This is a genomic window from Bacillus sp. 7705b (genome assembly GCF_002289525.1).
Taxonomy (GTDB): Bacteria; Bacillota; Bacilli; order Bacillales; family Bacillaceae; genus Bacillus; species Bacillus halotolerans.
This window is the reverse complement of sequence record NZ_NSDH01000030.1, coordinates 1-23,310: the sequence shown is the minus strand read 5'-3', so window position 1 is coordinate 23,310 and position 23,310 is coordinate 1. Positions and strand designations below refer to the sequence as shown.

The 23,310-nt window shown below is 36.0% G+C and carries 21 protein-coding genes and 11 pseudogenes; 13 read left to right on the top strand and 19 right to left on the bottom strand.

Annotated features, from left to right (window positions below):
- Positions 1 to 132: 132 nt before the first annotated feature.
- Positions 133 to 924 carry a DUF817 domain-containing protein gene (locus tag CJU60_RS12240; protein ID WP_095713910.1) on the top strand — a complete coding sequence of 264 codons (792 nt, stop codon included), beginning with the start codon at positions 133 to 135 and terminating at the stop codon, positions 922 to 924.
- Positions 925 to 1,222: 298 nt separating this feature from the next.
- Here CJU60_RS12240 and CJU60_RS12235 read toward each other — a convergent pair whose 3' ends face one another.
- On the bottom strand, positions 1,223 to 2,134 hold the full coding sequence (locus CJU60_RS12235) for a VanW family protein (protein ID WP_095713909.1): 912 nt from the start codon (positions 2,132 to 2,134) through the stop codon (positions 1,223 to 1,225).
- 258 nt (positions 2,135 to 2,392) lie between these two features.
- Here CJU60_RS12235 and CJU60_RS22195 point away from each other — a divergent pair.
- Both CJU60_RS22195 and alr read left to right on the top strand, forming a co-directional pair.
- Positions 2,393 to 2,490, top strand: a pseudogene (locus CJU60_RS22195) (tyrosine-type recombinase/integrase); the annotation flags it as partial.
- 191 nt (positions 2,491 to 2,681) lie between these two features.
- Positions 2,682 to 3,863, top strand: coding sequence for an alanine racemase (gene alr / locus CJU60_RS12230; protein ID WP_095713908.1), 1,182 nt, complete (start codon positions 2,682 to 2,684; stop codon positions 3,861 to 3,863).
- 198 nt (positions 3,864 to 4,061) lie between these two features.
- Here the strand turns inward: alr and CJU60_RS12225 are convergent, their stop codons facing one another.
- The 5 genes and pseudogenes from CJU60_RS12225 to CJU60_RS21860 form a co-directional block, all read right to left on the bottom strand.
- Positions 4,062 to 4,445, bottom strand: coding sequence for a UPF0715 family protein (locus CJU60_RS12225; RefSeq protein WP_095713907.1), 384 nt, complete (start codon positions 4,443 to 4,445; stop codon positions 4,062 to 4,064).
- Positions 4,446 to 4,881: 436 nt separating this feature from the next.
- A complete protein-coding gene (locus CJU60_RS12215) occupies positions 4,882 to 5,784 on the bottom strand; it encodes a CPBP family intramembrane glutamic endopeptidase (protein ID WP_095713906.1) in 903 nt (300 codons plus the stop codon).
- 309 nt (positions 5,785 to 6,093) lie between these two features.
- Positions 6,094 to 6,457, bottom strand: a pseudogene (locus tag CJU60_RS12210) (hypothetical protein); the annotation flags it as partial.
- A gap of 288 nt (positions 6,458 to 6,745) precedes the next feature.
- Positions 6,746 to 7,387: a glycoside hydrolase family 11 protein gene (locus tag CJU60_RS12205; RefSeq protein WP_095713905.1), complete on the bottom strand. Its 642-nt coding sequence runs from the start codon at positions 7,385 to 7,387 to the stop codon at positions 6,746 to 6,748.
- 203 nt (positions 7,388 to 7,590) lie between these two features.
- A pseudogene (locus CJU60_RS21860) lies at positions 7,591 to 7,671 on the bottom strand (hypothetical protein); the annotation flags it as partial.
- An 18-nt stretch (positions 7,672 to 7,689) separates the two neighbouring features.
- On the opposite strand from CJU60_RS21860, the pseudogene CJU60_RS12200 reads away from it, so the two are divergent.
- Positions 7,690 to 8,235: pseudogene (locus CJU60_RS12200) on the top strand (ATP-dependent DNA ligase).
- 160 nt (positions 8,236 to 8,395) lie between these two features.
- Here the strand turns inward: CJU60_RS12200 and CJU60_RS12195 are convergent.
- A pseudogene (locus CJU60_RS12195) lies at positions 8,396 to 8,781 on the bottom strand (hypothetical protein).
- A gap of 140 nt (positions 8,782 to 8,921) precedes the next feature.
- On the opposite strand from CJU60_RS12195, the gene CJU60_RS21595 reads away from it, so the two are divergent.
- The gene (locus CJU60_RS21595) at positions 8,922 to 9,071 is read left to right on the top strand and encodes a hypothetical protein (protein ID WP_095713904.1); all 150 of its coding nucleotides are present in this window, start codon (positions 8,922 to 8,924) and stop codon (positions 9,069 to 9,071) included.
- 161 nt (positions 9,072 to 9,232) lie between these two features.
- On the opposite strand, the pseudogene CJU60_RS22190 reads toward CJU60_RS21595, so the two are convergent.
- A pseudogene (locus CJU60_RS22190) lies at positions 9,233 to 9,340 on the bottom strand (hypothetical protein); the annotation flags it as partial.
- Between the two features lie 114 nt (positions 9,341 to 9,454).
- Between CJU60_RS22190 and CJU60_RS12180 the strand changes: the two are divergent.
- The 3 genes from CJU60_RS12180 to CJU60_RS12170 all read left to right on the top strand — a co-directional run bounded on the left by CJU60_RS12180 (position 9,455) and on the right by CJU60_RS12170 (position 12,248).
- Positions 9,455 to 9,829, top strand: a complete 375-nt coding sequence (locus CJU60_RS12180; protein ID WP_095713903.1) for a YoqO family protein — start codon at positions 9,455 to 9,457, stop codon at positions 9,827 to 9,829.
- A gap of 1,113 nt (positions 9,830 to 10,942) precedes the next feature.
- Positions 10,943 to 12,079: a response regulator aspartate phosphatase gene (locus tag CJU60_RS12175; RefSeq protein WP_095713902.1), complete on the top strand. Its 1,137-nt coding sequence runs from the start codon at positions 10,943 to 10,945 to the stop codon at positions 12,077 to 12,079.
- Positions 12,069 to 12,248: an aspartate phosphatase gene (locus tag CJU60_RS12170; protein WP_095713901.1), complete on the top strand. Its 180-nt coding sequence runs from the start codon at positions 12,069 to 12,071 to the stop codon at positions 12,246 to 12,248. The genes CJU60_RS12175 and CJU60_RS12170 overlap by 11 nt, the downstream gene beginning before the upstream one ends.
- Before the next feature lie 40 nt (positions 12,249 to 12,288).
- On the opposite strand, the pseudogene CJU60_RS21855 reads toward CJU60_RS12170, so the two are convergent.
- A pseudogene (locus tag CJU60_RS21855) lies at positions 12,289 to 12,491 on the bottom strand (UV damage repair protein UvrX); the annotation flags it as partial.
- A 114-nt stretch (positions 12,492 to 12,605) separates the two neighbouring features.
- On the opposite strand from CJU60_RS21855, the gene bglS reads away from it, so the two are divergent.
- Positions 12,606 to 13,337, top strand: a complete 732-nt coding sequence (gene bglS, locus CJU60_RS12165) for a beta-glucanase (protein WP_024121540.1) — start codon at positions 12,606 to 12,608, stop codon at positions 13,335 to 13,337.
- A 155-nt stretch (positions 13,338 to 13,492) separates the two neighbouring features.
- Here bglS and CJU60_RS12160 read toward each other — a convergent pair.
- The 4 genes and pseudogenes from CJU60_RS12160 to CJU60_RS12145 all read right to left on the bottom strand — a co-directional run.
- A pseudogene (locus CJU60_RS12160) lies at positions 13,493 to 14,160 on the bottom strand (DinB/UmuC family translesion DNA polymerase); the annotation flags it as partial.
- Between the two features lie 326 nt (positions 14,161 to 14,486).
- Entirely contained in the window at positions 14,487 to 15,776 is a 1,290-nt protein-coding gene (locus CJU60_RS12155) for a Na+/H+ antiporter NhaC family protein (protein ID WP_095713900.1), read from the bottom strand.
- A 457-nt stretch (positions 15,777 to 16,233) separates the two neighbouring features.
- Entirely contained in the window at positions 16,234 to 16,590 is a 357-nt protein-coding gene (locus CJU60_RS12150; RefSeq protein ID WP_024121536.1) for a hypothetical protein, read from the bottom strand.
- Positions 16,591 to 16,924: 334 nt separating this feature from the next.
- Positions 16,925 to 17,467: a GNAT family N-acetyltransferase gene (locus tag CJU60_RS12145; RefSeq protein ID WP_095713899.1), complete on the bottom strand. Its 543-nt coding sequence runs from the start codon at positions 17,465 to 17,467 to the stop codon at positions 16,925 to 16,927.
- A 107-nt stretch (positions 17,468 to 17,574) separates the two neighbouring features.
- Here CJU60_RS12145 and CJU60_RS12140 point away from each other — a divergent pair, with 107 nt between their 5' ends.
- The gene (locus tag CJU60_RS12140; RefSeq protein ID WP_223255270.1) at positions 17,575 to 17,880 is read left to right on the top strand and encodes a hypothetical protein; all 306 of its coding nucleotides are present in this window, start codon (positions 17,575 to 17,577) and stop codon (positions 17,878 to 17,880) included.
- A gap of 284 nt (positions 17,881 to 18,164) precedes the next feature.
- On the opposite strand, the pseudogene CJU60_RS12130 reads toward CJU60_RS12140, so the two are convergent.
- The 4 genes and pseudogenes from CJU60_RS12130 to CJU60_RS21845 form a co-directional block, all read right to left on the bottom strand.
- Positions 18,165 to 18,417 (bottom strand): annotated as a pseudogene (locus tag CJU60_RS12130) (SunI/YnzG family protein).
- 256 nt (positions 18,418 to 18,673) lie between these two features.
- Positions 18,674 to 19,195, bottom strand: a complete 522-nt coding sequence (satA, locus tag CJU60_RS12125; RefSeq protein ID WP_024121525.1) for a streptothricin N-acetyltransferase SatA — start codon at positions 19,193 to 19,195, stop codon at positions 18,674 to 18,676.
- Positions 19,196 to 19,870: 675 nt separating this feature from the next.
- Positions 19,871 to 20,311 (bottom strand): amidase domain-containing protein, encoded by a 441-nt coding sequence (locus CJU60_RS21850; protein ID WP_255238342.1) that lies wholly within the window; start codon positions 20,309 to 20,311, stop codon positions 19,871 to 19,873.
- Between the two features lie 23 nt (positions 20,312 to 20,334).
- On the bottom strand, positions 20,335 to 20,844 hold the full coding sequence (locus CJU60_RS21845; RefSeq protein WP_255238341.1) for a hypothetical protein: 510 nt from the start codon (positions 20,842 to 20,844) through the stop codon (positions 20,335 to 20,337).
- Between the two features lie 266 nt (positions 20,845 to 21,110).
- On the opposite strand from CJU60_RS21845, the gene CJU60_RS12115 reads away from it, so the two are divergent.
- The 3 genes and pseudogenes from CJU60_RS12115 to CJU60_RS12105 all read left to right on the top strand — a co-directional run.
- Complete coding sequence (locus CJU60_RS12115) at positions 21,111 to 21,434, top strand: hypothetical protein (protein ID WP_095713897.1); 324 nt, start codon at positions 21,111 to 21,113, stop codon at positions 21,432 to 21,434.
- Between the two features lie 78 nt (positions 21,435 to 21,512).
- The gene (locus CJU60_RS12110) at positions 21,513 to 21,854 is read left to right on the top strand and encodes an RNase A-like domain-containing protein (protein WP_223203931.1); all 342 of its coding nucleotides are present in this window, start codon (positions 21,513 to 21,515) and stop codon (positions 21,852 to 21,854) included.
- A gap of 16 nt (positions 21,855 to 21,870) precedes the next feature.
- Positions 21,871 to 22,116: pseudogene (locus CJU60_RS12105) on the top strand (contact-dependent growth inhibition system immunity protein); the annotation flags it as partial.
- Here CJU60_RS12105 and CJU60_RS12100 read toward each other — a convergent pair.
- Positions 22,105 to 22,320 (bottom strand): hypothetical protein, encoded by a 216-nt coding sequence (locus tag CJU60_RS12100; RefSeq protein WP_024121522.1) that lies wholly within the window; start codon positions 22,318 to 22,320, stop codon positions 22,105 to 22,107. The pseudogene CJU60_RS12105 and the gene CJU60_RS12100 overlap by 12 nt on opposite strands.
- A 362-nt stretch (positions 22,321 to 22,682) precedes the next feature.
- Positions 22,683 to 23,203, bottom strand: a pseudogene (locus tag CJU60_RS12090) (hypothetical protein).
- Positions 23,204 to 23,310 lie beyond the last annotated feature (107 nt).

Sequence of the window (23,310 nt, the reverse complement as noted above, 5' to 3'; positions counted from 1 at the left end):
TAAAGCAGGAATAATCATGAAAGGAAAAGATAGTTGCTCGGCGGTGATTCTATGCACATAACCCTATGTCTATTTAGTACTATACTAAACAGGCCTTCCATTTAATCAAAAAAACCTTTGGAGGCAAAATTCATGAAAGCATTTAAACAGCTCGTTTGTTTTGGCTGGGAGCAGGCCCTATCATGTCTGTTTCCTGTCGTTATTTTTGCCTCTTTGGCAATTACACAAATCATACCGCTTCCCCTTCTGCCACGGTATGACTGGCTGCTCATCATCTGCCTGCTCATGCAATGGTGGATGGTGTATTCAGGGCTTGAAACACGTGATGAACTAAAGGTGATCACAATGTTCCACCTTATTGGACTTGCTCTTGAACTTTTCAAGGTACATATGGGCTCTTGGTCTTATCCGGAGGAGGGGTATTCCAAAATTTTTGGAGTGCCTTTGTATAGCGGCTTCATGTACGCAAGTGTAGCCAGTTATCTTTGCCAGGCATGGAGGAGGCTTAAGGTTGAACTGGTTAAGTGGCCGCCGTTTTGGGCCGTTGTACCTCTCGCCGCTGCGATTTATTTGAATTTTTTCATCCACCATTTTTGGATTGACGTCCGCTTTTGGTTATCTGGACTTGTCTTGATCGTCTTTTGGCAATCATGGGTTATATACGAGGTGAATGGGACTCGTTACCGTATGCCGCTCGCCCTTTCATTTATGCTCATCGGATTCTTTATATGGATAGCCGAAAATATCGCAACGTTTTTTGGGGCTTGGGAATACCCAAACCAAACCGATACATGGAGTCTCGTTCATCTGGGAAAAGTGAGTTCATGGCTCTTGTTAGTGATTGTCAGCTTTCTTATAGTAGCGACGTTAAAACAAGTTAAGGGGAAAAATTCTACCAGGATAGATACTAGTCCATTTTTATAATCGTTAAGAATCTTTTTTAATAAAAGTCGAATCCCACATAGTAAGGAATTGGCGTACAACATTCTGAATAAGATAAAGTGGAAAAAGCAACGTTTGAATTGTTGCTTTTTTCTTTATAAATAGCTGCCGGAAAAATAGATGGCTATTTCAGTAAGATTTCGACCAGGAAGTAAAGATTTAATCAAAATCAGCTTTCGTTTAGAGAACTCAGCATTTGGACTTAACCTTATGTCTCTCTAACTCACCCTCCCATAAAAGAAGTCGTCAGGTTGCATAAGGTGAATGAATAGCTTATGATTTATCGCTCGGCATTTATTTCTTTTGGTAGCTGTGATGGCGCTTTTGGAACTTTTCGCAGTTTGATATTGATGACATCAGAGGAATAAAGCGTAACAATCATACTTCCCTCATATCGTTTGGCTCGGATTAGGACCGGTTGGTTATATTGATTATGAAAGCGAAAGTCAGGGCCTCCCCAGCTTACGGTTGCATCGCGTCCGGACGGCACATATGGTACGCTTCTTGTATGAGAATAGCGCTGAACGATTTGCAGCCCTGCACGATCGACAGCATTAAATAATGTTGATGACACCTGACAAATTCCCCCGCCTACACCTTCAGACAACTCACCTTTCACGATAATAGGTGCACGCATGTATCCTTTGTCCTGAGTTCTCATCCCAACAACTTGGTTAAATGAAAACGTCTCATTTGGAAAAACAACATGATTGTCAATTGCTTTTGCAGAAAGAGAAATATTGTGTAAACGGCTTTTATTGCTTGAATTAAAATAAGTTACATACTGGCCTAATTGCTGCGTACTGATGTGAGCAAGCAACTCGCTGTCAACTTTCGGATAAATGTTCAATTCCGGCACTTCTATTTTGGATGGGCCATGACCAAAGAAATAGGCATAAAATTTCTCCTTAAACGCCTGTTGATAAAGTTTGTAACCCATTTTCCCCGGGATGATGATTCCTTGATCGTTAAGCTTGGCGTTTATGGGCTCCCGGTAAATTTGTTGATCAAGCTGTTTGATAAACTTACGGTATTTTTCATGATCAATCATTGGGGTACCGGGAAGAGGCATCGTAAAATCTTCGCGGTGAACAGTAGCAATCGTCCGTCCTTGTTGTGTGATCGCTAAACTGTCAGATGGCTCGCTGGGCTGAGCCAATAATAAAAGGCCAGTGATCCAAATATGTATCATAAGTCGGCATACCTCCCGACAATTAGTATGAACAGGACTTTATCCTTTGATGTATCTCGTCTTATCATATCGTTCTTAAGCGTCTGGTCTTTGTTTGAGCACAACGTGAGCCCTCGCTAATAGAGCTTTGACTTAAGTGAGTAATCAATGTCTACTTCAGCATCCACAACGCCTAGTGTTATGAAATCATGCCTTAACCAATACCAATGTTGTCAAGCAATCGTTGAATTAAATCAGTAAATGAAGTTACAGCCATAGGCAGGCTATTTTTGTTTAGATGTACTATCTGATCCTCGGTCACCGTATCAATCCTCACCTAAGTGAAGAAAATCAAAATTGAACTAATCAGCAAATATGCAAAAAAATGAAAGTACTGTCGACTTCGGCCATCGGTTAGCATCTTCTCGTTAGATCAAGAGTTTGCTGTTGAATGATTTCAGTTAAGGTTGAATAAAATCAGATTGAAAGCATCCAACCATCAATGTTACAGGATTTATTAACGGCTAAATGCGCTTTACACTATTCTATAAGAAGGAAGGAAGCGTCGATGACAAAGCTCTGCCGAGAAGTTTGGATCGAAGTAAATCTTGATGCCATTAAAAAAAATTTGCGAGCAATACGCCATCATATACCAAAAAAGACCAAAATTATGGCTGTCGTAAAAGCGAACGGTTATGGTCATGGGTCTGTAGAAGTGGCGCGCCATGCACTGGAACACGGGGCTAGTGAGCTCGCTGTTGCCAGCGTGGAGGAAGGAATCGTTTTACGAAAAGCGGGAATTACAGCGCCTATCCTTGTGCTTGGTTTTACATCCCTTAGTTGTGTGAAAAAATCAGCAGCTTGGAATATAGAGTTATCAGCATTTCAGGTTGATTGGATTAAAAAAGCTAACGATATATTGGAAAGTGAAGCGAGTACTAACCGATTGGGTATTCATATTAATGTGGATACTGGTATGGGCCGATTAGGTGTACGTACAAAAGAAGAACTTTTAGCAGTAGTGAAGGCATTAACAGCAAGTAAACTCCTAAGATGGGAAGGTATCTTTACACATTTTTCAACAGCCGATGAAGAAGACACCACTCTAACCAGACTGCAGCACGATCAATTTCTCCGTTTTCTCCGTTTTTTAAAAAACCAAGACATTGAGCTGCCCACCGTGCATATGAGCAACACGGCTGCGGCTATCGCTTTTCCGGAATTTAGCGCTGATATGATTCGTTTAGGTATAGGCTTATATGGATTATATCCTTCAGCATATATAAAACAACTACATCTCGTTAAGCTTGAACCTGCATTAAGTTTAAAGGCGCGTATCGCTTATGTGAAAACCATGCTGACAGAACCCCGCACCATTAGTTATGGTGCTACATACATCGCAAATCCCGGTGAAGTCATTGCTACACTCCCGATCGGATATGCTGACGGTTATTCTCGCGCGCTTTCCAATCGCGGGTTTGTTCTTCATCGCGGAAAACGAGTGCCGGTGGCGGGAAGAGTGACAATGGATATGATCATGGTTAGTTTAGGAGAGAGTGAAGGCAAACAAGGAGAGGAAGTTGTGATTTACGGTCACCAAAAGGGAGCTGAGATTCCCGTTGATGAAGTTGCTGAAATGCTTAATACGATTAACTATGAAGTGGTGTCTACATTAAGCCGCCGCATCCCCCGTTTTTATATAAGAGATGGCGAGATTTTTAAGATATCAACTCCAGTAATGTACGTGTAGATTTTTTCTTTCATTTTTTTGCAAATGTGAGGTCAATCCCTCTTTTATGCTGATTTAAGATCCTATAATAAGAGGGATTCAGTTTTACACACTTATCCCCCTATCGTCTGCAATTTTAGAAAGAGGATCACAATACCAAATAGGAATTTTAGGTGTTATTTCTCGATTGATTAAGAATAAGCATTATGAATACTTGAGCTACTTAGTTGCTGCCTTTTTCTCGTTTTGCAGAAAAACAGAGTCCCAGATCCAAAAGATTACAGCAAATGATATACTAAATAAGTAAACTTCGTATTCCATTAGAAAGTCTAAGGTGTTCTTTGGATCAGTAATTACAGTGAAGAATAACCATACTAAGAAGGAAAAGAATATGTATATGAGTAAATATTTCGGGTTAAACCTCTTTGGATTGCGATTTACGAAATATTGAACAGGTGCAGCAAAGATTACATAAAAGATAAACAGAATAACACTTATTAAGAAGTATGGAATGTAGCCATCATAATCAATGCCAAAAACATAAACAACAGCAGCTGATAATGCAGACAAGACATGAACAAATATGATCCTTAAAACTTGCATGTTTAAATCCCCTTTCACAATGTAAGCATCACTATGATGATCTCAATTATTGTTAAAATTGACATACCTACTTCCTGAATTAAATCTAGACTAGACTAAAGCTCCGTCACGTCCGAACTTTACAAATAGATTTACTTTGTTTCTTCAAAGTGACAAGAACAATAAACTGAATTGTGATCTCTATCTATAAAGTATGTATCCCGGATGAAGAAATTTGTGTAGCCAGCTGTCTTGAGTATCGCTTTACTCATCATGAGCATATCCATCTGAATATCTTAATCAGTTGGAAAAGCCACATTAGCAGTAAACGCTGCATGTACTTCAAAAGAAAGAATTATCAAATTTAAAGTTTAAGATTTTCATGGCAATCCCTCCGCACTATTCCCTTTGTGCCAAGAGATTTATGTCTCATTAAAACTGCTGTTTTATTCAGATATCAAACATCTTGGGTATCTTTCTTATTCTTAAACCATTGAATAGCATTTCGGCGAGTTATTGCAACAGGTATTAATAGCAGAGTACCGACAATAAGCAACATAAAAAAGACCACAAACAACGCACCTGTTCCCGGAACAATTTCTTCATAGGTAATAAAGCGTTCCTCCCCCTGCAGGACGAAGAACCGAGAATGTTCGAGAAAGGCTAGATGAAAAGCGATTGACGTCCATAAGCTTCCTGTTACAATATGCAGGAGTTGAAGGATGAATCCAAAAGACAACAATAAAACGATGTAATCTAATGTGATAGCAGGTGACTTAATTCCAGCTATATACTGCAAACCACTTACAGCTATTGGTGCAAGCACAAACAGAATCGGCTGCAGGAGCAAGGCCATGAAACAGTTAAATCGCCTGTTTAGAGCATAGTACACCGCCCCACGAAAAGTTAATTCCTCTGGAAAAGCTTCATAATAGAAAGCGATAATCATATTTAAGAGCAATACTGAAACTAAATGGATAGAGAAATGAAATTGTGAAATTTTGACCCAGTCCAATAAATGGGCGATTGTGAATCCAGATCCGGAAAGAATAATGACGTACATTGCACCCATAATGGCTTTCGGAACGGCTTGCCTCCACCCAGACAGTCCGATAGAGCAAAATGGCCTACTAGACGTCCGTTTGAGAAGAAAGTAGAGTAATGGAACAGTAATTAATGTTACTAAGCCTGATTGTATACCTTGCTGTAAGAGTTTAGAAGCTCCTGCTTGGTGGGCTATTGAACCGATTAAAGTAGCAAAAAACAAAGCAAATACGAATGTTCCCCAACTTAGCAAGATAGTTACCAACCATTTTGGATGATTGTTTTGTTTTCCGCTTTGGGTATGATGAAATTGCATATGGATACTCCTTTCACAACATTCATATGAAGCAATATAACCCCTACAGTCACTATACGTTCTATAACTGTTATTGTTTCAAATTCCTGTATATCCCACTTCCCTTCTGATTAAAATTGTTGTTTTATTGAGGTGCCATCACAAAAAAAGCGTCCTAGCTTCAGTTGCCGGTACGCTTACTTTCTTAATATATGAACATATAACGACATTTCAGAGTTATCCGGATTTTCAAACTATATCTTCTGAAGTTGCTGACTCTTTCTTAAAATAAGCTTCTAACTGATCAAAAACTAAGAGCTGTGTGCATTCAACAATTTCACTCCACAACCACATATCCATTGTCTGTAAAGTAAATCCATCAGGAAAATTCTTCATTTTCACAATCATTGAACCTCTTGCCGGTTGCTTTATGGACAATAGCCAGTTCTTCTCCATTAACGAAACGTACAATGGCCTCATCAAATTCAATTGGTTGATTAACGGCATATCCTTCTTTTAAAGCCTTAATAAACAAATAAGGATCATCTTTTTACAGCTCCTAAAGAACATTGGCATATTGTTCATTTTTGTCTCTAAGCAATTCGAAATTAATCAACGATATGTATAAATCTTTATCTGATAAATTTAATTTAATGAAGGTGTCTCTTGTGAGCAAGCGCAGACTACAAAAAATATCGCTATTAAACAAAAAATTAATACTATTCTATTACACTTATAGGGAAAGTTATAAAACCTGCTGGAGAATACCCTACCTCCAGCAATGCCAAGGCCGTTCACCTAGTAGAAAACGACCTTTAACCATTCCTAACGATTTTAATAATCATTCACCATACTCGATCCATATATTGGGATTCCAACTAAAAGGCCGTCGCTTCTTAGTAAACTCACAATAACAACGATTATAAAATTTCTCAAGGAACGATCAGCAGCCCGTTAGCTACCCCTGATTAAAGATAATCTGTTACCACACTGTTACGTTAGAACTTCCACTACTTTGATATCCCTCTGTCGCTAAGACTTGGTAAGACCAATTACTACCCAGATTCATCCCATATCTCTTCCATGCGTTAACGTGATTGCTGAAAGTGATTGTAGCGTTGCTTCCAGTTGGTCTCTTCGACTGGCGAACACTCCAGTACTGCGTAAAAGTAGTTTTATCGCCATCAATGGAAGGTGCATCATAACGTGTAGTTGTGTACACGTCATATGTACCCCCATCACTGTAAACCGTACCTTTATACGTTCCAGTAGGTCTATAAGTACCCCATGAATCCACTACATAATATTCTATGAGGGGTGATCGCGTCCAACCATATAAAGTCAAATATGCATTGCCATTCGGCGCCCAAACTCCGGCATTATAGTTTATCGTCCTAAATGGCGAACCTGTAGTCCAACCTTTACCAACAACGAAATTCCCGGTATTAGACCAATTCACACTGTAATTCCCGCCAGACCCATTGACAGCGTTTACTGTTCCGCCCCCATCAGTCCAATTTTGCCAGTAGTCTGTGTTAGCTGCAGAGGCGTTTGCCGAAAACAAGCTAATACTCATCAAAGCTGCCGTTAACCCAACTAAGAATTTCTTTGTAAACTTAAACATATGTTACCTCCTATAATATTTTTTCTGACTTTGACATGAGGTAGCACTCGTATCTATTTAAAACATCCTTAATTACTACGCCCCAAAGCTTTTGATCGTCCCCTTCAATATAATATCACGAATTCACAAGCAAATATTAAGAATATTTGTAATTTAATTACAAATACCTAAAAATTATATTATAAGTGGTCTTGTTCCGCCATAGCCTGATCCTTTTTTCGCAGAATCACAATTCTTGTTTCTAAATCTGATGGAGTAATATCTGTAATTAACCTCCATTCGAACCATTTCGTTTAAAGGAGATATACATTAGAGATTGTGAAGTCATTGTAGCTGCCCCAGAAGGTGCTCCTGACTTTGAAGCTGTAATGGAACATATCATGTCCAAAAAATCAGCTCATAAGATTGCTTACTGTGTCTTCGATGTTATCTGCAAAGACGGTCAGTCAATTGCCTCTCAGCCGCTCACTGTGCGTAAGACAGTTTTGAATTCACTTGAACTGAATCATCCTAATGTCTTTGTTATCGAAGGAATTTCAAGGTAACGGACTAACTTATTTTACCTTGGCCAAATAAAAAAATTAGAGGGAATCGTGCTCAAGAAAGCTGACTCTCCTTATGAAATCAATAAACGTTCACACAATTGGCTGAAAGTGATAAATTATGATTACACTGAAGTTCTCATAACCGGCTACACCAAGAAGGATATAAAATTCCTTCTATCCTATCCCGATGGAACTGCAGCTGGATTTATGGAATTCATGCCACAGGCAGAACGAAGTAAGTTCCACTCTATGAAACAAGTAAAGTCAGAATCTGATGTATATGTATTTATTGAGCCTATCTAATGTAAGGTTAAGCACAGATTTAAGACTAAACACGGTAAACTCCGCATACCTTCCTTCGAATCCTGGAGAGTATAAACTCTCCGTTACATAACTCCTTAGTGCCAAGCCCTATAAAGCTTAATGAAAATTTAGTACATGGTTTAATTAGTTTATTTAATTTTCATCTATTCATCAAACTATAAGGGTAAACGATACTTTCTACAAATCCAATCTCCTTTCCCTTATTGCGAATTTTCATACATCCCTCATAGCTGTACGCCCATATTTCTTTATAATCCCTCAGCTCGCCACAGTTCCCTGTTATGATGATTCTCTAAAACTATTGATCAGCTGCCACACGTTACCTCCGTGTGAAAAGCCGTTTGGATCGTGGCGTAATTCATACGGATAAACGTCTTCTCCCGTGTATTTATCAACAAAGAATAGCTGTGTCCTGAATTTGAAATACGCTTTTTGATTGGATTGTCCTGAGATGTTTTCTTTGCTATAGAAAGTTCGACGATCAATGCTTGCGATAAGCTTTATCAGGTCATTAATATCATTCATGCGTTTAATTAGCCCTTCCCTTTAGCCCTTCCCTTACCCTCTTTCAATAAAATAAATATTTTATTTTGATTCTAATGTAATTTTTTTTAACCTTTTTAGTTTCTATCTTTCAATTACATTTTGTCTCGAGGTGAAATGTAATGAAATTTCTTCTGGATTTTGCGAATTGGACTTTTGATAAAGTCATGGATTATACACTAGCTGCTGTAATTTGGTTTGTATTCAAGTCCAAATCAAAACAGAATGAGTATCATGATCACTTCGAAGAGAGACGCCGCCATATAAACTAAATCATCCTTCTATGATCGTTATCGATACGTGTGTTTTTCCGATAACGATCCATCCTTATATGTTTATTTAAAAAACTATCTTTTATTTAGACTTGTTCAGCTTGTCGTATAGTATCTAACAGTTCTTTCTCAAATGTTTTTATGTGATCGCCTCCGAATCAAACCCTTACTCTTGTTTCACTTTCAAATTCATTATTTAAAGCAGCTGCTTATTCAGTTCCTACATAAATACATTTATACTTGCTGTCATCGACTACATAAGCGTTCATTATCTTCGCTCCTTGGAATCATGATTTTAAGTTAACTTTAAAGTACATCGTCTTGAGAAATTCCCCTTTAATTGGTAAGCTGACACCTAAAGATCATACAAAGCAGGTGATGTCTTGAATAAAATAATCGGAATAATTGGATTAATTGCTTCCTTAATTGTGCAAGGGTTTTCAGCAAGTGATTCGTTGACTCATGAGATTGCTATGGCTTGTCTATTTGTATTCTTAATCATTTATCATTTTGAACATGCCAAGGATTTCTCTAAAAAATCTCTAATTGTCTTAGGAGCAATCTTTATAGCGCTAATGCTAGGTATTTATCAACTCCTTTCCTTTATCGGTGATTACTTTGAGAGGCTAAACTTAAATATTGGACTTATCATCTTACTTGAGATCGCTTTGATCATTGTTTTGGTATCTATTGCAGTAAACTTAATGAAGCTTATTGCGAATCGGTTAAGGAAAACACCTCATGGTAAAGAGTTTTAACTCTTTGCCTTTTTTATGCTAAGTGCCTCTTTCTGTTGGTATCTTATGTATGAAATCAAATGCAATATCAACTTTCCCTAATTCCTTCTTTTCTGTTATGGTCTCGACTGATTCACCCTTAGCTGCAATATAAGTACTTGATCATACCATTGATGTGATTGCTGTATAAGTTCGTCTCTAAAATTCAAGCCTACATATATGAAAAACGATGGACTCTCCATCTTCATTATTAAAGACAAGATTGAATATATGCAGTGCTTCATCAGAACAACTATTTCTTATAAAAGTATAAAATAAGTGTTTGTTTTAATCTTTCCTGTTACGAAAACGATCAAATACATAGATATCTGTCTCTACTCAAGCCAGAAATCATTTTGTTTTTTTAAAAAACATTCTTGATTTTCGCATTTATATATGCACTCATAAAACATTATTTCATATTCATTATATGTAACTAAATTGCATGTAAAAGAGCTATTATATCGGGATTTAACTACCAAATATATGGGGGCATATTTACATCTAAATACTCAAAAACAAGAACAAACGTGTCTATAGCACTGCCATTTCCACACCCTACCCAAATATTTTCATTTTCCTAATTCCGCCTCAAAATCACCCTATTTTATATCGTAATCGCTATCGTAAAACCGCATAGTGCCAATGTTTTTCTCTCTTAAAATTCCCTCTTTTTCTTCAATATTTACTTAAAGCAGCCACTTCCCTACTCCCTCTTACGTTTTACGTTCGTTTAATCCCTATTCACCAATCCAATTAGCAAATATCCTTATGTTTATCGCCTTTTTAAACTCTTTTTTAATTTTTACGATAAGCATGTTATTCGTGTACGATATATGACTTGATTGTATTTGTTGACAATTTGACAGAGAAATTAATGCACTTCTAACTTTTTTAACTGCAATGGGAATTGTGATTGACCCACAACTCAAGTCATTTCTGACAGTGAACAAGCAATGGATTACGAATCTGCACAATAAACCCCTACGTTCTCTTAATTGAGGAGGGTATTTTTTCGTTTTTAAGATAACATTAATCTTCCTTATTCATTTAAATATGATAAAATATTACATATTTAATATAGGAGGGCTTGTCTTGGAGCAAATGATCTCTTCTTCTAAAGTCGGAGTGAAAATAAATGAGTGGTATAAATACATAAGATTGTTTAGTGTCCCAGATTCGGAAATATTGAAAGCTGAGGTCGAGGAAGAAATAAGGCATATGAAGGAAGACCAAGATTTATTGTTGTACTATTCTCTCATGTGTTTTCGTCACCAATTGATGCTGGATTACCTTGAACCCAAAACAATGAACGAAGAACGCCCTAAAATTTCAGACTTATTAGAAAAGATCGAAAGTAACCAAACTGATTTGAAGGGAATTCTTGAATATTATTTTAACTTTTTCCGGGGTATGTATGAATTTGAACAGTACGAATATCTTAATGCCATAAGCTTCTATAAGCAAGCCGAGAAAAAGCTATCACTTGTCGCAGATGAGATAGAGCGAGCAGAATTCCACTACAAAGTTGCAGAGATTTATTATCATATGAAGCAGACACATATGTCGATGCATCATATTGTTCAAGCAATAGAAAGTTATAAAGCACATGAAACTTATACTGTAAGGGTTATTCAATGTTCGTTTGTTATTGGACTTAACTATTTAGATATGGAATATCCTGAAAAAGCGATTCCTCATTTTAAAGAAGCTCTAGACAAAGCGAGAGAAATCGACATGCCACGTTTAATAGGTTCGTCCCTATATAACCTTGGCTTATGTTCATTTGCTGAGGAAGTTTATGAAAAGGCAGCTGAGTACTTTAAAGAAGGTATACTAGTATACCAAAACAACGGGTACGAGCATTCAAATCGTTTATTAGATATCTTGTTAATGTTATCAAAAACCACATTTAAAATGAGGAATCAATCAGAAGCAATTTCTTGGTGTGCACATGGTCTGTCTTTGTCCAAGAATTTAAATGATGAAATTATGGCTAAAATGTTTGAATTCATTAATGCCTTACATGTTGATGACGACAAAGAAAAATTAAATTCGATTCTAAATTATTTAGAATCGAAATCAATGCTTTCAGACGTGGAGGATTTAGCCTCAGATGCAGCGAAGTATTATAATGAAAAAGAAGACCATAAAGTAGCTAATGTTTTTTATGAGAAAGTGCTTTATGCCCGTAAACAAATTCAGAGAGGGGATTGTCTTTATGAAACTTAAGCATGCATCTGTCTTTATTTTAGCCATTGTTTTAATTGGATTTGTCAGCATTTATTTAACTAACACTCAAAAAAATGTCCAAGAAGCACGTAGAGGGCATACAGCAAGTATTGGTTATTTCACTGATGGACATTCATTTGAAGTTGCTAGTAGAGGTCATACTTCTTAAATATGTATCATTCCCCCTTCAAATTTTGAAGGGGTTATTTTTACGATTTATGTCCACCAGTTAGACCTGCTTTCTGAAGCGCAGTTCCTGCAGGTGTATAAGAAACTGCTCTCAGGATCGCTTTCGATTCAAATTTGTTTCTTTCCCATCCATTACAAACCCGAGCTTTCTTCTTTCAAATAGGCTTATTTGCTGATTAGAGTTATCTTCAATATTAGACAGAATAACTGAGATACTTCTTACTTACATGATTCTAGTAAGAAGATTGTTATTATCATTATTTTGACTGATGTTCCCTTTTAAAAGAATCATGTATGATCGATATAGAAAACGCTTTCAAAGAAAGGGGATACCAACATGTCTAATCGTATGAAACGAGTGTTGTTGCTTTTTATCACTGGATTGTTTATGAGTTTGTCTGCAGTCACTTCTACTGCCTCGGCTCAAACCGGCGGATCGTTTTTTGACCCTTTTAACAGCTATAACTCCGGATTATGGCAAAAAGCAAATGGTTATTCGAATGGAAATATGTTCAACTGCACTTGGCGTGCAAATAACGTATCAGTGACGTCATTAGGTGAAATGCGTTTGGCGCTAACAAGTCCATCTTATAACAAGTTTGACTGCGGGGAAAACCGCTCTGTTCAAACATATGGCTATGGACTTTATGAAGTCAGAATGAAACCAGCTAAAAACACAGGGATCGTTTCATCGTTCTTCACCTACACAGGTCCAACGGATGGAACTCCTTGGGATGAGATTGATATCGAATTTTTAGGAAAAGACACAACAAAGGTTCAATTTAACTATTATACAAATGGTGTAGGAAACCATGAGAAGATTGTGGATCTCGGATTTGATGCAGCCAATGCCAATCATACGTATGCGTTCGATTGGCAGCCAAACTCTATTAAATGGTATGTCGATGGGCAATTAAAACATACTGCGACAAGCCAAATTCCGACAACACCAGGAAAGATCATGATGAACTTGTGGAATGGTACGGGTGTAGATGAATGGCTCGGTTCCTACAATGGTGTAACACCGCTATACGCTCATTACGACTGGGTGCGTTATACAAAAAAATAATACCATATGTGATAAGAGCCTGCAGCCTCAATATAGCCAGGCTCTTATGATTGTAATGAGAAAATTGTTGGCGTTCCCTATAGTGAAACTATATGAGTTAGTTTCTTAACTAAATGATAACAAAAAACGATTATATTTTTAGTCACTTTTTGTGATGACTTATGCCCACCAGTAAGCCTAGCTCTGTGAAGCGCAGTTCCTGCAGGTGTATAAGAAACTGCTCTCAGAATCGCTTTCGAGCCATATTTGCTTCTAATCCCATCCATAACGAATCCAAGCTTTCTTCTCTTTTCATTATCCACTTCAAATAAACTCAACTGTTGATTAACTTCATCTTCAATATTTGATAACGTAACCGAGATACTTCTCACTGTCTTACCTGAGTAAAACTTATGAAAGAGCATCAAGCAGCATCTGTAGTCCATCGTGATATTTGTGGGAAGATCAATTGTTTTGGATCGATGAAATTCCCCCCAAGCTCATCCTTACTGTAACCAATCCCCGAGCTTATTGTTCGACCAACTTTGTTATGTGTACGTGCCCTTCTTGCAAATCTCCAAGAGAACAGCTTTAATCCTTCCCTCTTTGTATACTCCCTCAGAAAACTCTGACTCTTACCAAAACTAATTTGCCTCTGCATCAAAGGAGCACCAATTTCTGATAAATCAATTTCCGTGATCATGGTAGCACAACTTGTTACCCTTTATTCCGAACTTTTTTCAAGCAGCTCTAAGGGAAACTTGGCTAACTGGTCTACAGTCGATATCTCCATTCGGTTCAGGTTTCTTTCTATCCTCCCTCCTATCCCCCACATTTTAGACAACGAATGAAGCAATTTGTCTCGCTCCTTTATTGTTTTAATATCAATAGAATAAAAGTTCCTTATTTAACAAAACAAGAACAAAGGTTCGATGTGAATGTTGGTAATGCTATTCCATATCCTCGAATGATCCTTCCTTAAAACAATCTACACGTCTCCAATAAATAAACCTCTAAAAATTAGAAGACATAAAAAATAACAAAAGCTTTAAAACGCTTGTGAAAGCTTGTTTTCATTACACTCTCTATCTTCCTTTTTCATCATTTCTATATGTGTTTACGAATTTTGATGAAAAAAGAAAAAGGTACCGTTTGGTACCTTTTTTATATTTATTTCTCATTTCTTGTGAATTTTGGCAGTCCGAATATAATTGCTATGATGCCGCAGATCCCGATTAAAACAGGATAGAAAGAGTAATGCAAGATGCTGACAGGTGAAATATTCCCAAGCTTCCCGGCCGATAACAGCTGCGCGCCATAAGGAATTAAGCCTTGTATCACGCAGGAAAAGATATCTAAGATACTTGCTGACTTTCTATTATCGATTTTAAATTCATCAGAGATATTTTTGGCTATCGGTCCGGCTGCAATAATAGCAATCGTATTATTGGCAGTAGCTAGGTTAGTAACACTGACCAATCCGGCAATACCGGCTTCAGCACCTTTTTTCGAATTGATTCTTTTGGAAATGAATCCCACCAAAAAGTCAATCCCTCCGTTTTGTTTCATGACGCCGACCATTCCGCCAATTAACATTGAAAGGATGATAAGATCAGACATTCCGGCAATTCCATCCGTAATTGCTTTAAAATAAGACTCAAGCGTCAAGCTGCCGCTTGCAAACCCTATAATTCCTGTTAAGATCAATCCTCCAAAAATGACAGCCACCACGTTAAAACCAATTAACGCAAAGACTAACACGGCAACATAAGGAAGTACTTTAAACCAGCTGTAAGATTCAGCTCCGGTATGTCCTACGTGTCCTGTCGGTATAAAAAATAATAAAATGATAGTTATGATAGCAGCAGGCAAAACGATCAAAAAATTCGTTTTAAATTTATCCATCATTTGTGTTTTTTGTGACCGTACTGCCGCGATGGTGGTGTCCGAAATAAAAGAAAGATTATCTCCAAACATAGCTCCGCCGACAACAGCTGCAATAGCGATTGCAGTAGACAAGCCAAGTTCTCCGCTCAAACCGGCGCTAATTGGAGCAACTGCGGCAATTGTCCCCATCGATGTTCCCATCGAAACAGAAATAAAACAAGCAATGATAAAAAGCCCTGGCAGTATAAACTGCTTCGGAATAATGCTCAAAGCAAGGTTGACGGTTGAGTGTACCGCTCCCATCGTCTCAGCTGCAGAAGCAAAAGCACCCGCTAATATAAAAATGATAACCATCATAATAATATCAGGATGTCCCGCCCCGGAAGCAAACCATTCTATTTTCTGATTGAGAGATTGCTTCTGGTTAAATGAAAGCGCGAAAGCTGATGCTATAATTGCCGCAATCAATATCGGCAATTTATAGAAATCTCCAGTCAATACACCAGAGCCGACAAAAAGGCCTACAAATAAGACTAGTGGCAATAGCGCCCAAGGATTTCCATTTTGTTTCATCTAAGTAGCCACCTTTAATTTCAGTATCAAAGTCGTTAAACATAGTCTAAACAACATTCCATACTTTAAAAGGCTACAGTAAAAAAGTCAAGCGTAAAAATAGTATAGTAATTATTAAATTAAAAACAGAAAAGAAAGAAGGATTTTTCAAGAAGAGGAAATAACACTTTCATCAACAGATTATTTGGAAAGTTCCATATACAAATACAACTGTTTGATGAGGGGTGTTTGAGGGGGAAGATGGCAACACGCAACGATACTGGCCATAAAAACTGTTTTAGCTATTATCAATAATACTAATATAAAAAGGAAAGGGTTCATACCCTTCCTCTTTATGCACCAACTTAATCTGCGGTCATAGCAATTGTTATTCAAACAAGACATAGCAGCATCAGAGAACATGAGGAGCATATACAAGAAAATAAATTCAATAATTAAAAGGGCGCTATTTTCATATTCAAATTGAGTTCTTGTAAGCACTAATTGCTTCGTTACGTAGTAACATGTTATCTTTGTTAACCATACCTAAGTTGTAAGCTTTTTTAATAATATCTAATACCTTCAAATCCATTGCAGAAAGACTACCTCCACCATTTAATCTAGATTTCCAATAATCTAAAGACTTATTTATGTCAAGTGAGCTTTTTTTATTCTCGGGTTCAACTACCTCATTTTTCTCAAGTTTTTCACAGAATTCACTAAAACTAATGGATGAAGGAGTTGGATTATTCCCTCCATACCCTTCAGTAGCCAAACTGCAAAATGCTAAGAATTTTGGATCATAAATAAGATCACTTGAGTTTACATTTACCACCGATAACCACAATCCTTTCAGAGCTTTTTATAATCTTAGAGCACCCTTTCCATCTTTACACATGTTAAATATCGACAATATCGACAATTATTCAAATGATTTAATAATTGAATAAAATAAGAACCTGCATTAAGCATGTTCTCTCCCTAATTTGCAAACTTTTGTTTTATAACCATTATTTTATTTAGATTGAGGATGCTTACTCGGAAAAGCAACAATACTTTAACATTGTGTTTAATTCGTATAAGTCTCCTTATAGCTCCCCGTTTTATTTAAGTATATTTCTTCATAAACTTTAGGGTGAAAAGAGAGAGACTATTCCCCCTAAATTCTATTAACTGGGCTGTTGTTTTAACCATTCTTTTTTTAGCAATGCATATTGAAAAGTGTTTTCATATTTAGGTGTTCCATCTTCGTATTTAGTAAATGAAATAAATTCAAGAAAATAACCTTCTTTACGCATACCTAATCTTTCACATAATTTTTGAGACCTATAGTTATCATCTTCAACATATGCATAAAGCCTTCTTGCTCCTTTTTGCATAAAGAGATACTTTAAGAAAGCCTTCGCACTTTCACTTGCGTATCCCATCCCTTCGAATTGAGCATTGAAATTCCAACAAATAGAATAGGTATCTGGCTCTTCTTTAAAATAAAATAGTTCTCCTATTATATCATCACTATCTTTTAAGCAGACTGCAATATAAGAGTCATCTTTGCTTCTTTTTTGCACTCTTAAGACAGCTTCTTCTAACGTAGAAATTCTGTCATCAAGAAAGCAGTTCACTCTTGCATTAGCCGAATATTCCAACAAGCCTTGAGAATCTGCCTCGCAAAAATTTCTTAAAATTAATCGGTGGGTTTCAATTTTTTGCATTTGTAATCTCCTAATTCAAATTTATCGATAATCTGATCAAGCAAGAAGATGGAATTTCATCACCTTCAAATGCATCAACTATGAAAATTCCACCAGGTGGAAAATACATGGGTAAATACAATTATAAATACAATTTGAAGGGAGTTTCAGTTGGTGTTGCTACCGCAGCAATCGCCGCAGTCTCAAAAGCACCTTACAATGTCATACTAAGTATTGTATCATTTTTAGCAGGTACACAAACAACTGCATATTATACGGTATTCCAGTATTGTTATGCCTTTAAATGTAATGCATATCCTTATGCCAATAGGACAAAATTCTATGAAGACTCGTCAAGAAAGAAAGTCTTAAGAACAGCAGACAGCGCTAAATTCTTTGGAAGCAGACCAATTCCGGCAAATTGTTGGCCATAAAAACGAGGTGAAAATATGCAACAAGAAAAAACAACAGTTATTAATAGGATAATAAAAAGATATATCCTTTTGTTCCTTGTTTTATGTGCGTGCTATTTCGTTTACATGGGGGTACTGGGGAACAAGTTTACTGTGATTCCACTGGCTATTTTCATTGTTGGCTCTTTAATTGGCGAGTTCGTAAGAATAGCGAGGATAAAAAGATAGGAGGTTCCACCTTCTATCTTTTTTGTTATGGTTTTTCTAAATAAAAGAAGAATTTTATTCAGAAATTACATATAGTCTCACCAACTTACTTTTACATATTGATTAAGATTCAAAGAATGCGATTTTATTATTGAAGCAGCATTAGGGGTGAACAAAATATAAGTGCTATTTGCTGTTTTAATCACTACCCTATCCGTAGATCCATAAGGAAACCCAATTTTTTTGGCCAAGAAATACATTGTTAATTTCTTTGATTGGAATTTCCATTTTGAATAGTTGCCAATTGATTATTAAGTTTTCTTTTGATTTTTCAACTTTGATTCCCAGCATAAACACATTCCCCTTTTGACTTGAATTCAGTGAAATTTTAACATGATCTGATCAAACATAGACTGAAAAAAGAACATGCTGTGGACTATATTTATGAAAAGGCAAATAAAAGACCATATGCTTATTCTAGCGCCCAAAAAATAAAACCACAGTGGAATTCTTGAAGGGTTATAAAAAGACCGCCGTTTGATGGTCCATCATTTCAACAAGGCGATACATCAAATTCTCTCAAATAATTGAAATGCATCTATTAAAACTAAAATTTATAGTACCAAAAAATTGCATTTTCATTTGCTGTTGGAAAGTTTGAATAAAGCATAGTATCGACTGCACCTATTACAAAGTTATTTTTGGCATAAAAATGACAAGCTGAAACATTAATATCTTGTGTTTCAAGCATAAGACCACTAAAGTTATACTCCTTTGCCCACTCAATAGCTTTATTTAATAATGCTGTCCCAACACCATTTTTTCTATAATCTTTTGCAACAGCAATGTCTTCAATTAGTGCATATCCATTCCAATTAGAACGAAGCTTAATCCGACCAACGCAGTTGTTTTCAACGTAATAAAAAAATACAGCTTTCTCCTCTTCTTGAATATAACTGATATCAATTTCATCATCTTCATATTTCTTGAAATAAGGTTCAGAAAATATCTCTTCTGTATATTTCCAAACATTGTTTTTAAATGTTGGGATAATTCTACCTGATACAATGAAACTTTCGTTTGGTTTATTAAAATCCTTCATATTAAATTGAGTCATTTTAATTATCACATCAATCTGCCTCCAATCGAAATTGATTTGTAGTACAACTTGTATTATATCGTTATTTTCACTTCGACTTTTTTCATTTATTCTGCCTCTTTTGCTCAAGAACACCTAGATTCCATTATATGTCATTTATAGGATGAATCAATAACCCCTTGCGAAAACAGTTTTTATAAAAGAAGCCAGAGAGTATGTGAGGGAACTCTCAGACCTATAGTGGCTGATATATCACAGACGAGATCATTATTTGTACTGCATCTTCTGAAAAGCTTTACTTGAAACAGGGATGCATAAGGGAGAAGAAATATTCGTGGAAACAAAAACATAAGAATTTAATTCAGCAGCTCATTAGCAAAAGAATTAACAACATACATGTACTATATAATTTCTTTCAATTAGGCAGAAAGTCCTTAAAAGCGGTTTATTTTACCTGTGATAATTATACCAAACACTTGTTAAAAAGAGCTTGGACATGGAAGGTAAATGGTGGCTTTTTCTTTATGAAAAATATGCATTTTCTCGGGCTTCCCCTTTTCCATCTTTATAATTGATTATTTTTGATATTTTGATATATCACGCAGCCACTAAACAAAAAAAGTGATGGCGATTTTGGAAATGAAAAGTCCAACAGCGCCACCACGTCCTAAAATTAAATAATTTTCGTCAAATCAAAAATCTTAATTACATACGGATGCTACTTGCGTAACGTTTTCCACCCTCTTTGGAAGTGTAATACTCTCTAGGGACATTGTGTCTATTGGTAGTATGGTAACTCACAAGAATCTTATTATTAGCTCGGCTAGTAACAATAGCAGTGTGCTCCATCCAACCATCAGGACGAGGAAGACCTATTTTATTCCTAGTATCATAATGATATACATCACCAAGCGCAACATTCGTATAAACGTCTTTTACAGTTTTCATTTTTATGCCGCCAGGTTCTAAAATATAGTTTCTAAAAGAACCTGCATTAATCCATGCATTTGTATAAGGCTTCCACTCTTTGAAATAAGGCATTGAACCCGCTCTTAAAGCCTGAGATACAAAGTTAGTACAGTCTCCATTTTTATAATATTTATAATTTTTATTTGGAGAAAAAGCATATTTGCCAGCGTATTCCATGGATTTCCAACGATTATATCCTTTTACAGCAGATGCAGAGACTTCCGCCCCTTGATCTTTTTTTCAGATTTTTGTTGCATTGACAGTTCCTTATTTTCTTCAACTTCTTGCTTGTAATTCTTTAAAAACTCATCCAATTTTATATTTGACGAATCGTCACCTTCATTCTCATAATGAAGCGTAGAAGATTTTTTTGTCTTAGGTGCCACTTTGCTTTCTGATGAAAGACTTTGTTTCTTGGAAACATTATTATTAGAAATCTCTAATTTAATATTGTCCCCTAACCCTGTATCTACTTTTTCTTCACCAAAAACAAAGTTTCTAACAATATAGGCCTCTACAAATGTTTTATTGTTTTCTTCATAAGTAGTGACATCACTAATTTTATATGTAAATTCATGCAGCTTTTGTTTGTCAACTGTGGTGAAAGCATAATACAACAAAACACCTTCATCAGAATCAGTTAATTTTGAAACATCTTTATGAGCCAAAGGCTCACTGTTCTCAAAATCTCTTTTTTGTTGTTCTAACATTGTATTAAGCTCTTTCATACCAATGTCATTTGATACATACGTTCTACCTTTTTCTTCATTTTCAGAAGACGCGGCAAATACATGATTCGACAAAAACAGTAAAGGCAACAGGCAACAAAATAAAGAAGTCAACAGAACTTTTTTCTTAACACCATCCATGTTTTCAGAATATAGGAAACTTTTACATTTACACCAACGGAAATATGGCATAAAATACATGAATAATAAAACGTAAAATCAAATACAAAAAAGGATAGTAGGAAAAAATGAAAAAAAGGACCAAAATATTGCTATCTATTTTAGCAACAGTATTAATCATATTAATTTTAATGCCTCCCCATTCACCAGTTTTTTTCAATACTTCTTCAGAAAAAGGAGCCATAAGACATGAAATCTATAAAATGGGATACCCATACCAAAGCTATTTCACAATCCTTCAAAAAAGGGAAAGTGACAAATCATCAGGGAGTCTTTATTCTTTGATGTTATTTAATGCTTGGAAAAGTGAAACTGGTCAAACTACTTATCTCTGTTATTCAAAGAAAGTAACAGAGGACGAATACAAAGTTGATTGCGGAACAGCACCTTAATTAGTTAAAAGACCCTCTCTATGAGAGGGTCTTTTGCCACTTCAATAATGATTCAAGTTTTGCTTTTTCTTTTATTTTATTGAAAGACACGTTGGAAGGACCGACGAAGAATTAATAGAAAGACTGAGAACTGATCCTAACCCACATATTACAGCTTCATCTACTTTCAAAGACAGGGCTACCGCTGAGAGAATTGCTAATTCAGTTTTAAACGATCCAAAAAATATAAAGAAAATCGAAAATTGGATTGATGATCCTAAAAAACCTAAATTAATGTTAAGATACAAGGGCGATGGAGAAATAATCGGTAGAAGTGTATCAAGAAATTCAGAACTAGTAGAAAACGTTACAAACGCAAAAATTATACTCAAAAAAGATAACAACGGTAACTTTATTCTTACAGGATATCCAACCAAATAGAAAGAGAGGAAGTATCATGGATGAAAGTTATGATTTCTTAGACGAATTAGAAAATTTTTTAGGTGCAACATTTCATCAAGATATCCGATCCCCTGAACACGCATTAGACGAATTTATTGAGGAAATTAGTAAAGAAGGTTTGCTATTTACAGTAAAGTATTGCGAAGAGTTTCTAAATAGCGATCAAACTAAAGAAGAAAAGGAAGACATTATAAAGTGTAATGCAGAAATATATTTCCCGACAATTGGATTACCACCTATTCCTAGCCGTTTCAGAAAGCCCGTACTTTTTTTCTACTTTGAAAATATCTCCGTTATCATACGGTTCCTCGTCTTGAACATCAGCGTCTACGATAATTACCTTCTCACCAATTTTTGCCTTTCTTTTGACCTCTACATATTCCCGCTTGATGCCGCCAAGTGTTTCGTCAGCCAGTACGTGAACATTTTGATTGCTTTTCGTCATTTAAATTCCCCCCTTTTTTAAATTTCCCATTTAAATTTTCACCTTAATTTCCAATAGGTTAATTGTAAATACCTTTGTTGCTTACTAAGTTGAATGTCAAATTTATTTTAATTAATGGAGGAGATAGTTATGAATTATTTACTTGATTTATTCTTTAATTGGTTGTTTGAAAAGAGCTTGGATAGTTTTATTGCTGTTGTAATTTTTCTTGCATTTAATCCAAAAAAGAAGTAACCCGATCATTTTCAAGATAAACGGCGTTTCAGGCTATAAAGACGCTATCTGTAATTTACTCGCTACCTGTAAAATCTAAATCTTTTGCGGGTAGCGTACCCTTGAGTTATCTGGTTAAAAACTATTTTTTATTTAGATATCGTTATTGAACTCCAATCAAACGTTTCGAGAATTTTAAGCAACCTTTCAACTTTTGGCGCTCTCCAAGATGTCATCGCGTACGTATGAGCTTCTGAAGTATAATGATGCTTATTCAATTTGAGTGGCTCTTTGCTTCTGCTTTTGTCAAAAACATTGTATCTGGTTGTATAATGTGAACCTTTCTTTCTGGAATTAGTTCTGCTCCTTCATCAATGTATTTTTGAATCCACTCAATGACATCGTCATAGTCATCCTCAATTTCTTGCAACTCTATAAGGGCTTCCTTAGACAGCTCACTATCATCTTTTATTTCTTCTAGATAATCATCTAAAACATATGATTCTGCAATATATGGCAGGTATACAGAATAGCGTTCTGCGTTTTCCTCCCGAGCTTCAGCCCATTCATAATCACCGACTGTCCAATACCGCGGTGAAGCTTGACAATCGTTGTCTTGTGTTTTCAACTCATTCTGAAGCTCTTTTAAAAACTGAATATCTTGATTCATTCGTTTCCCCCTAATCTAAATAAAATCACGATTTTAACTATTTATGATCCATTATTCACTTCCGAAGCAACTTCCATTTACCTCATAATTAATGTATAAAATGTTAA

Coding starts and splice junctions, on each gene's coding strand:
- CJU60_RS12235 (WP_095713909.1), bottom strand. CDS start 2,134: ATGATACATATTTGGATCACTGGCCTTTTATTATTGGCTCAGCCCAGC.
- CJU60_RS12215 (WP_095713906.1), bottom strand. CDS start 5,784: ATGCAATTTCATCATACCCAAAGCGGAAAACAAAACAATCATCCAAAA.
- CJU60_RS12225 (WP_095713907.1), bottom strand. CDS start 4,445: ATGCAAGTTTTAAGGATCATATTTGTTCATGTCTTGTCTGCATTATCA.
- alr (WP_095713908.1), top strand. CDS start 2,682: ATGACAAAGCTCTGCCGAGAAGTTTGGATCGAAGTAAATCTTGATGCC.
- CJU60_RS21850 (WP_255238342.1), bottom strand. CDS start 20,311: ATGGAATACGCTGGCAAATATGCTTTTTCTCCAAATAAAAATTATAAA.
- CJU60_RS21595 (WP_095713904.1), top strand. CDS start 8,922: ATGAAATTTCTTCTGGATTTTGCGAATTGGACTTTTGATAAAGTCATG.
- CJU60_RS12170 (WP_095713901.1), top strand. CDS start 12,069: ATGAAACTTAAGCATGCATCTGTCTTTATTTTAGCCATTGTTTTAATT.
- CJU60_RS12155 (WP_095713900.1), bottom strand. CDS start 15,776: ATGAAACAAAATGGAAATCCTTGGGCGCTATTGCCACTAGTCTTATTT.
- bglS (WP_024121540.1), top strand. CDS start 12,606: ATGTCTAATCGTATGAAACGAGTGTTGTTGCTTTTTATCACTGGATTG.
- CJU60_RS12140 (WP_223255270.1), top strand. CDS start 17,575: ATGGGTAAATACAATTATAAATACAATTTGAAGGGAGTTTCAGTTGGT.
- CJU60_RS12205 (WP_095713905.1), bottom strand. CDS start 7,387: ATGTTTAAGTTTACAAAGAAATTCTTAGTTGGGTTAACGGCAGCTTTG.
- CJU60_RS12115 (WP_095713897.1), top strand. CDS start 21,111: ATGAAAAAAAGGACCAAAATATTGCTATCTATTTTAGCAACAGTATTA.
- CJU60_RS12240 (WP_095713910.1), top strand. CDS start 133: ATGAAAGCATTTAAACAGCTCGTTTGTTTTGGCTGGGAGCAGGCCCTA.
- CJU60_RS12100 (WP_024121522.1), bottom strand. CDS start 22,320: ATGACGAAAAGCAATCAAAATGTTCACGTACTGGCTGACGAAACACTT.
- CJU60_RS12145 (WP_095713899.1), bottom strand. CDS start 17,467: ATGCAAAAAATTGAAACCCACCGATTAATTTTAAGAAATTTTTGCGAG.
- CJU60_RS21845 (WP_255238341.1), bottom strand. CDS start 20,844: ATGTTAGAACAACAAAAAAGAGATTTTGAGAACAGTGAGCCTTTGGCT.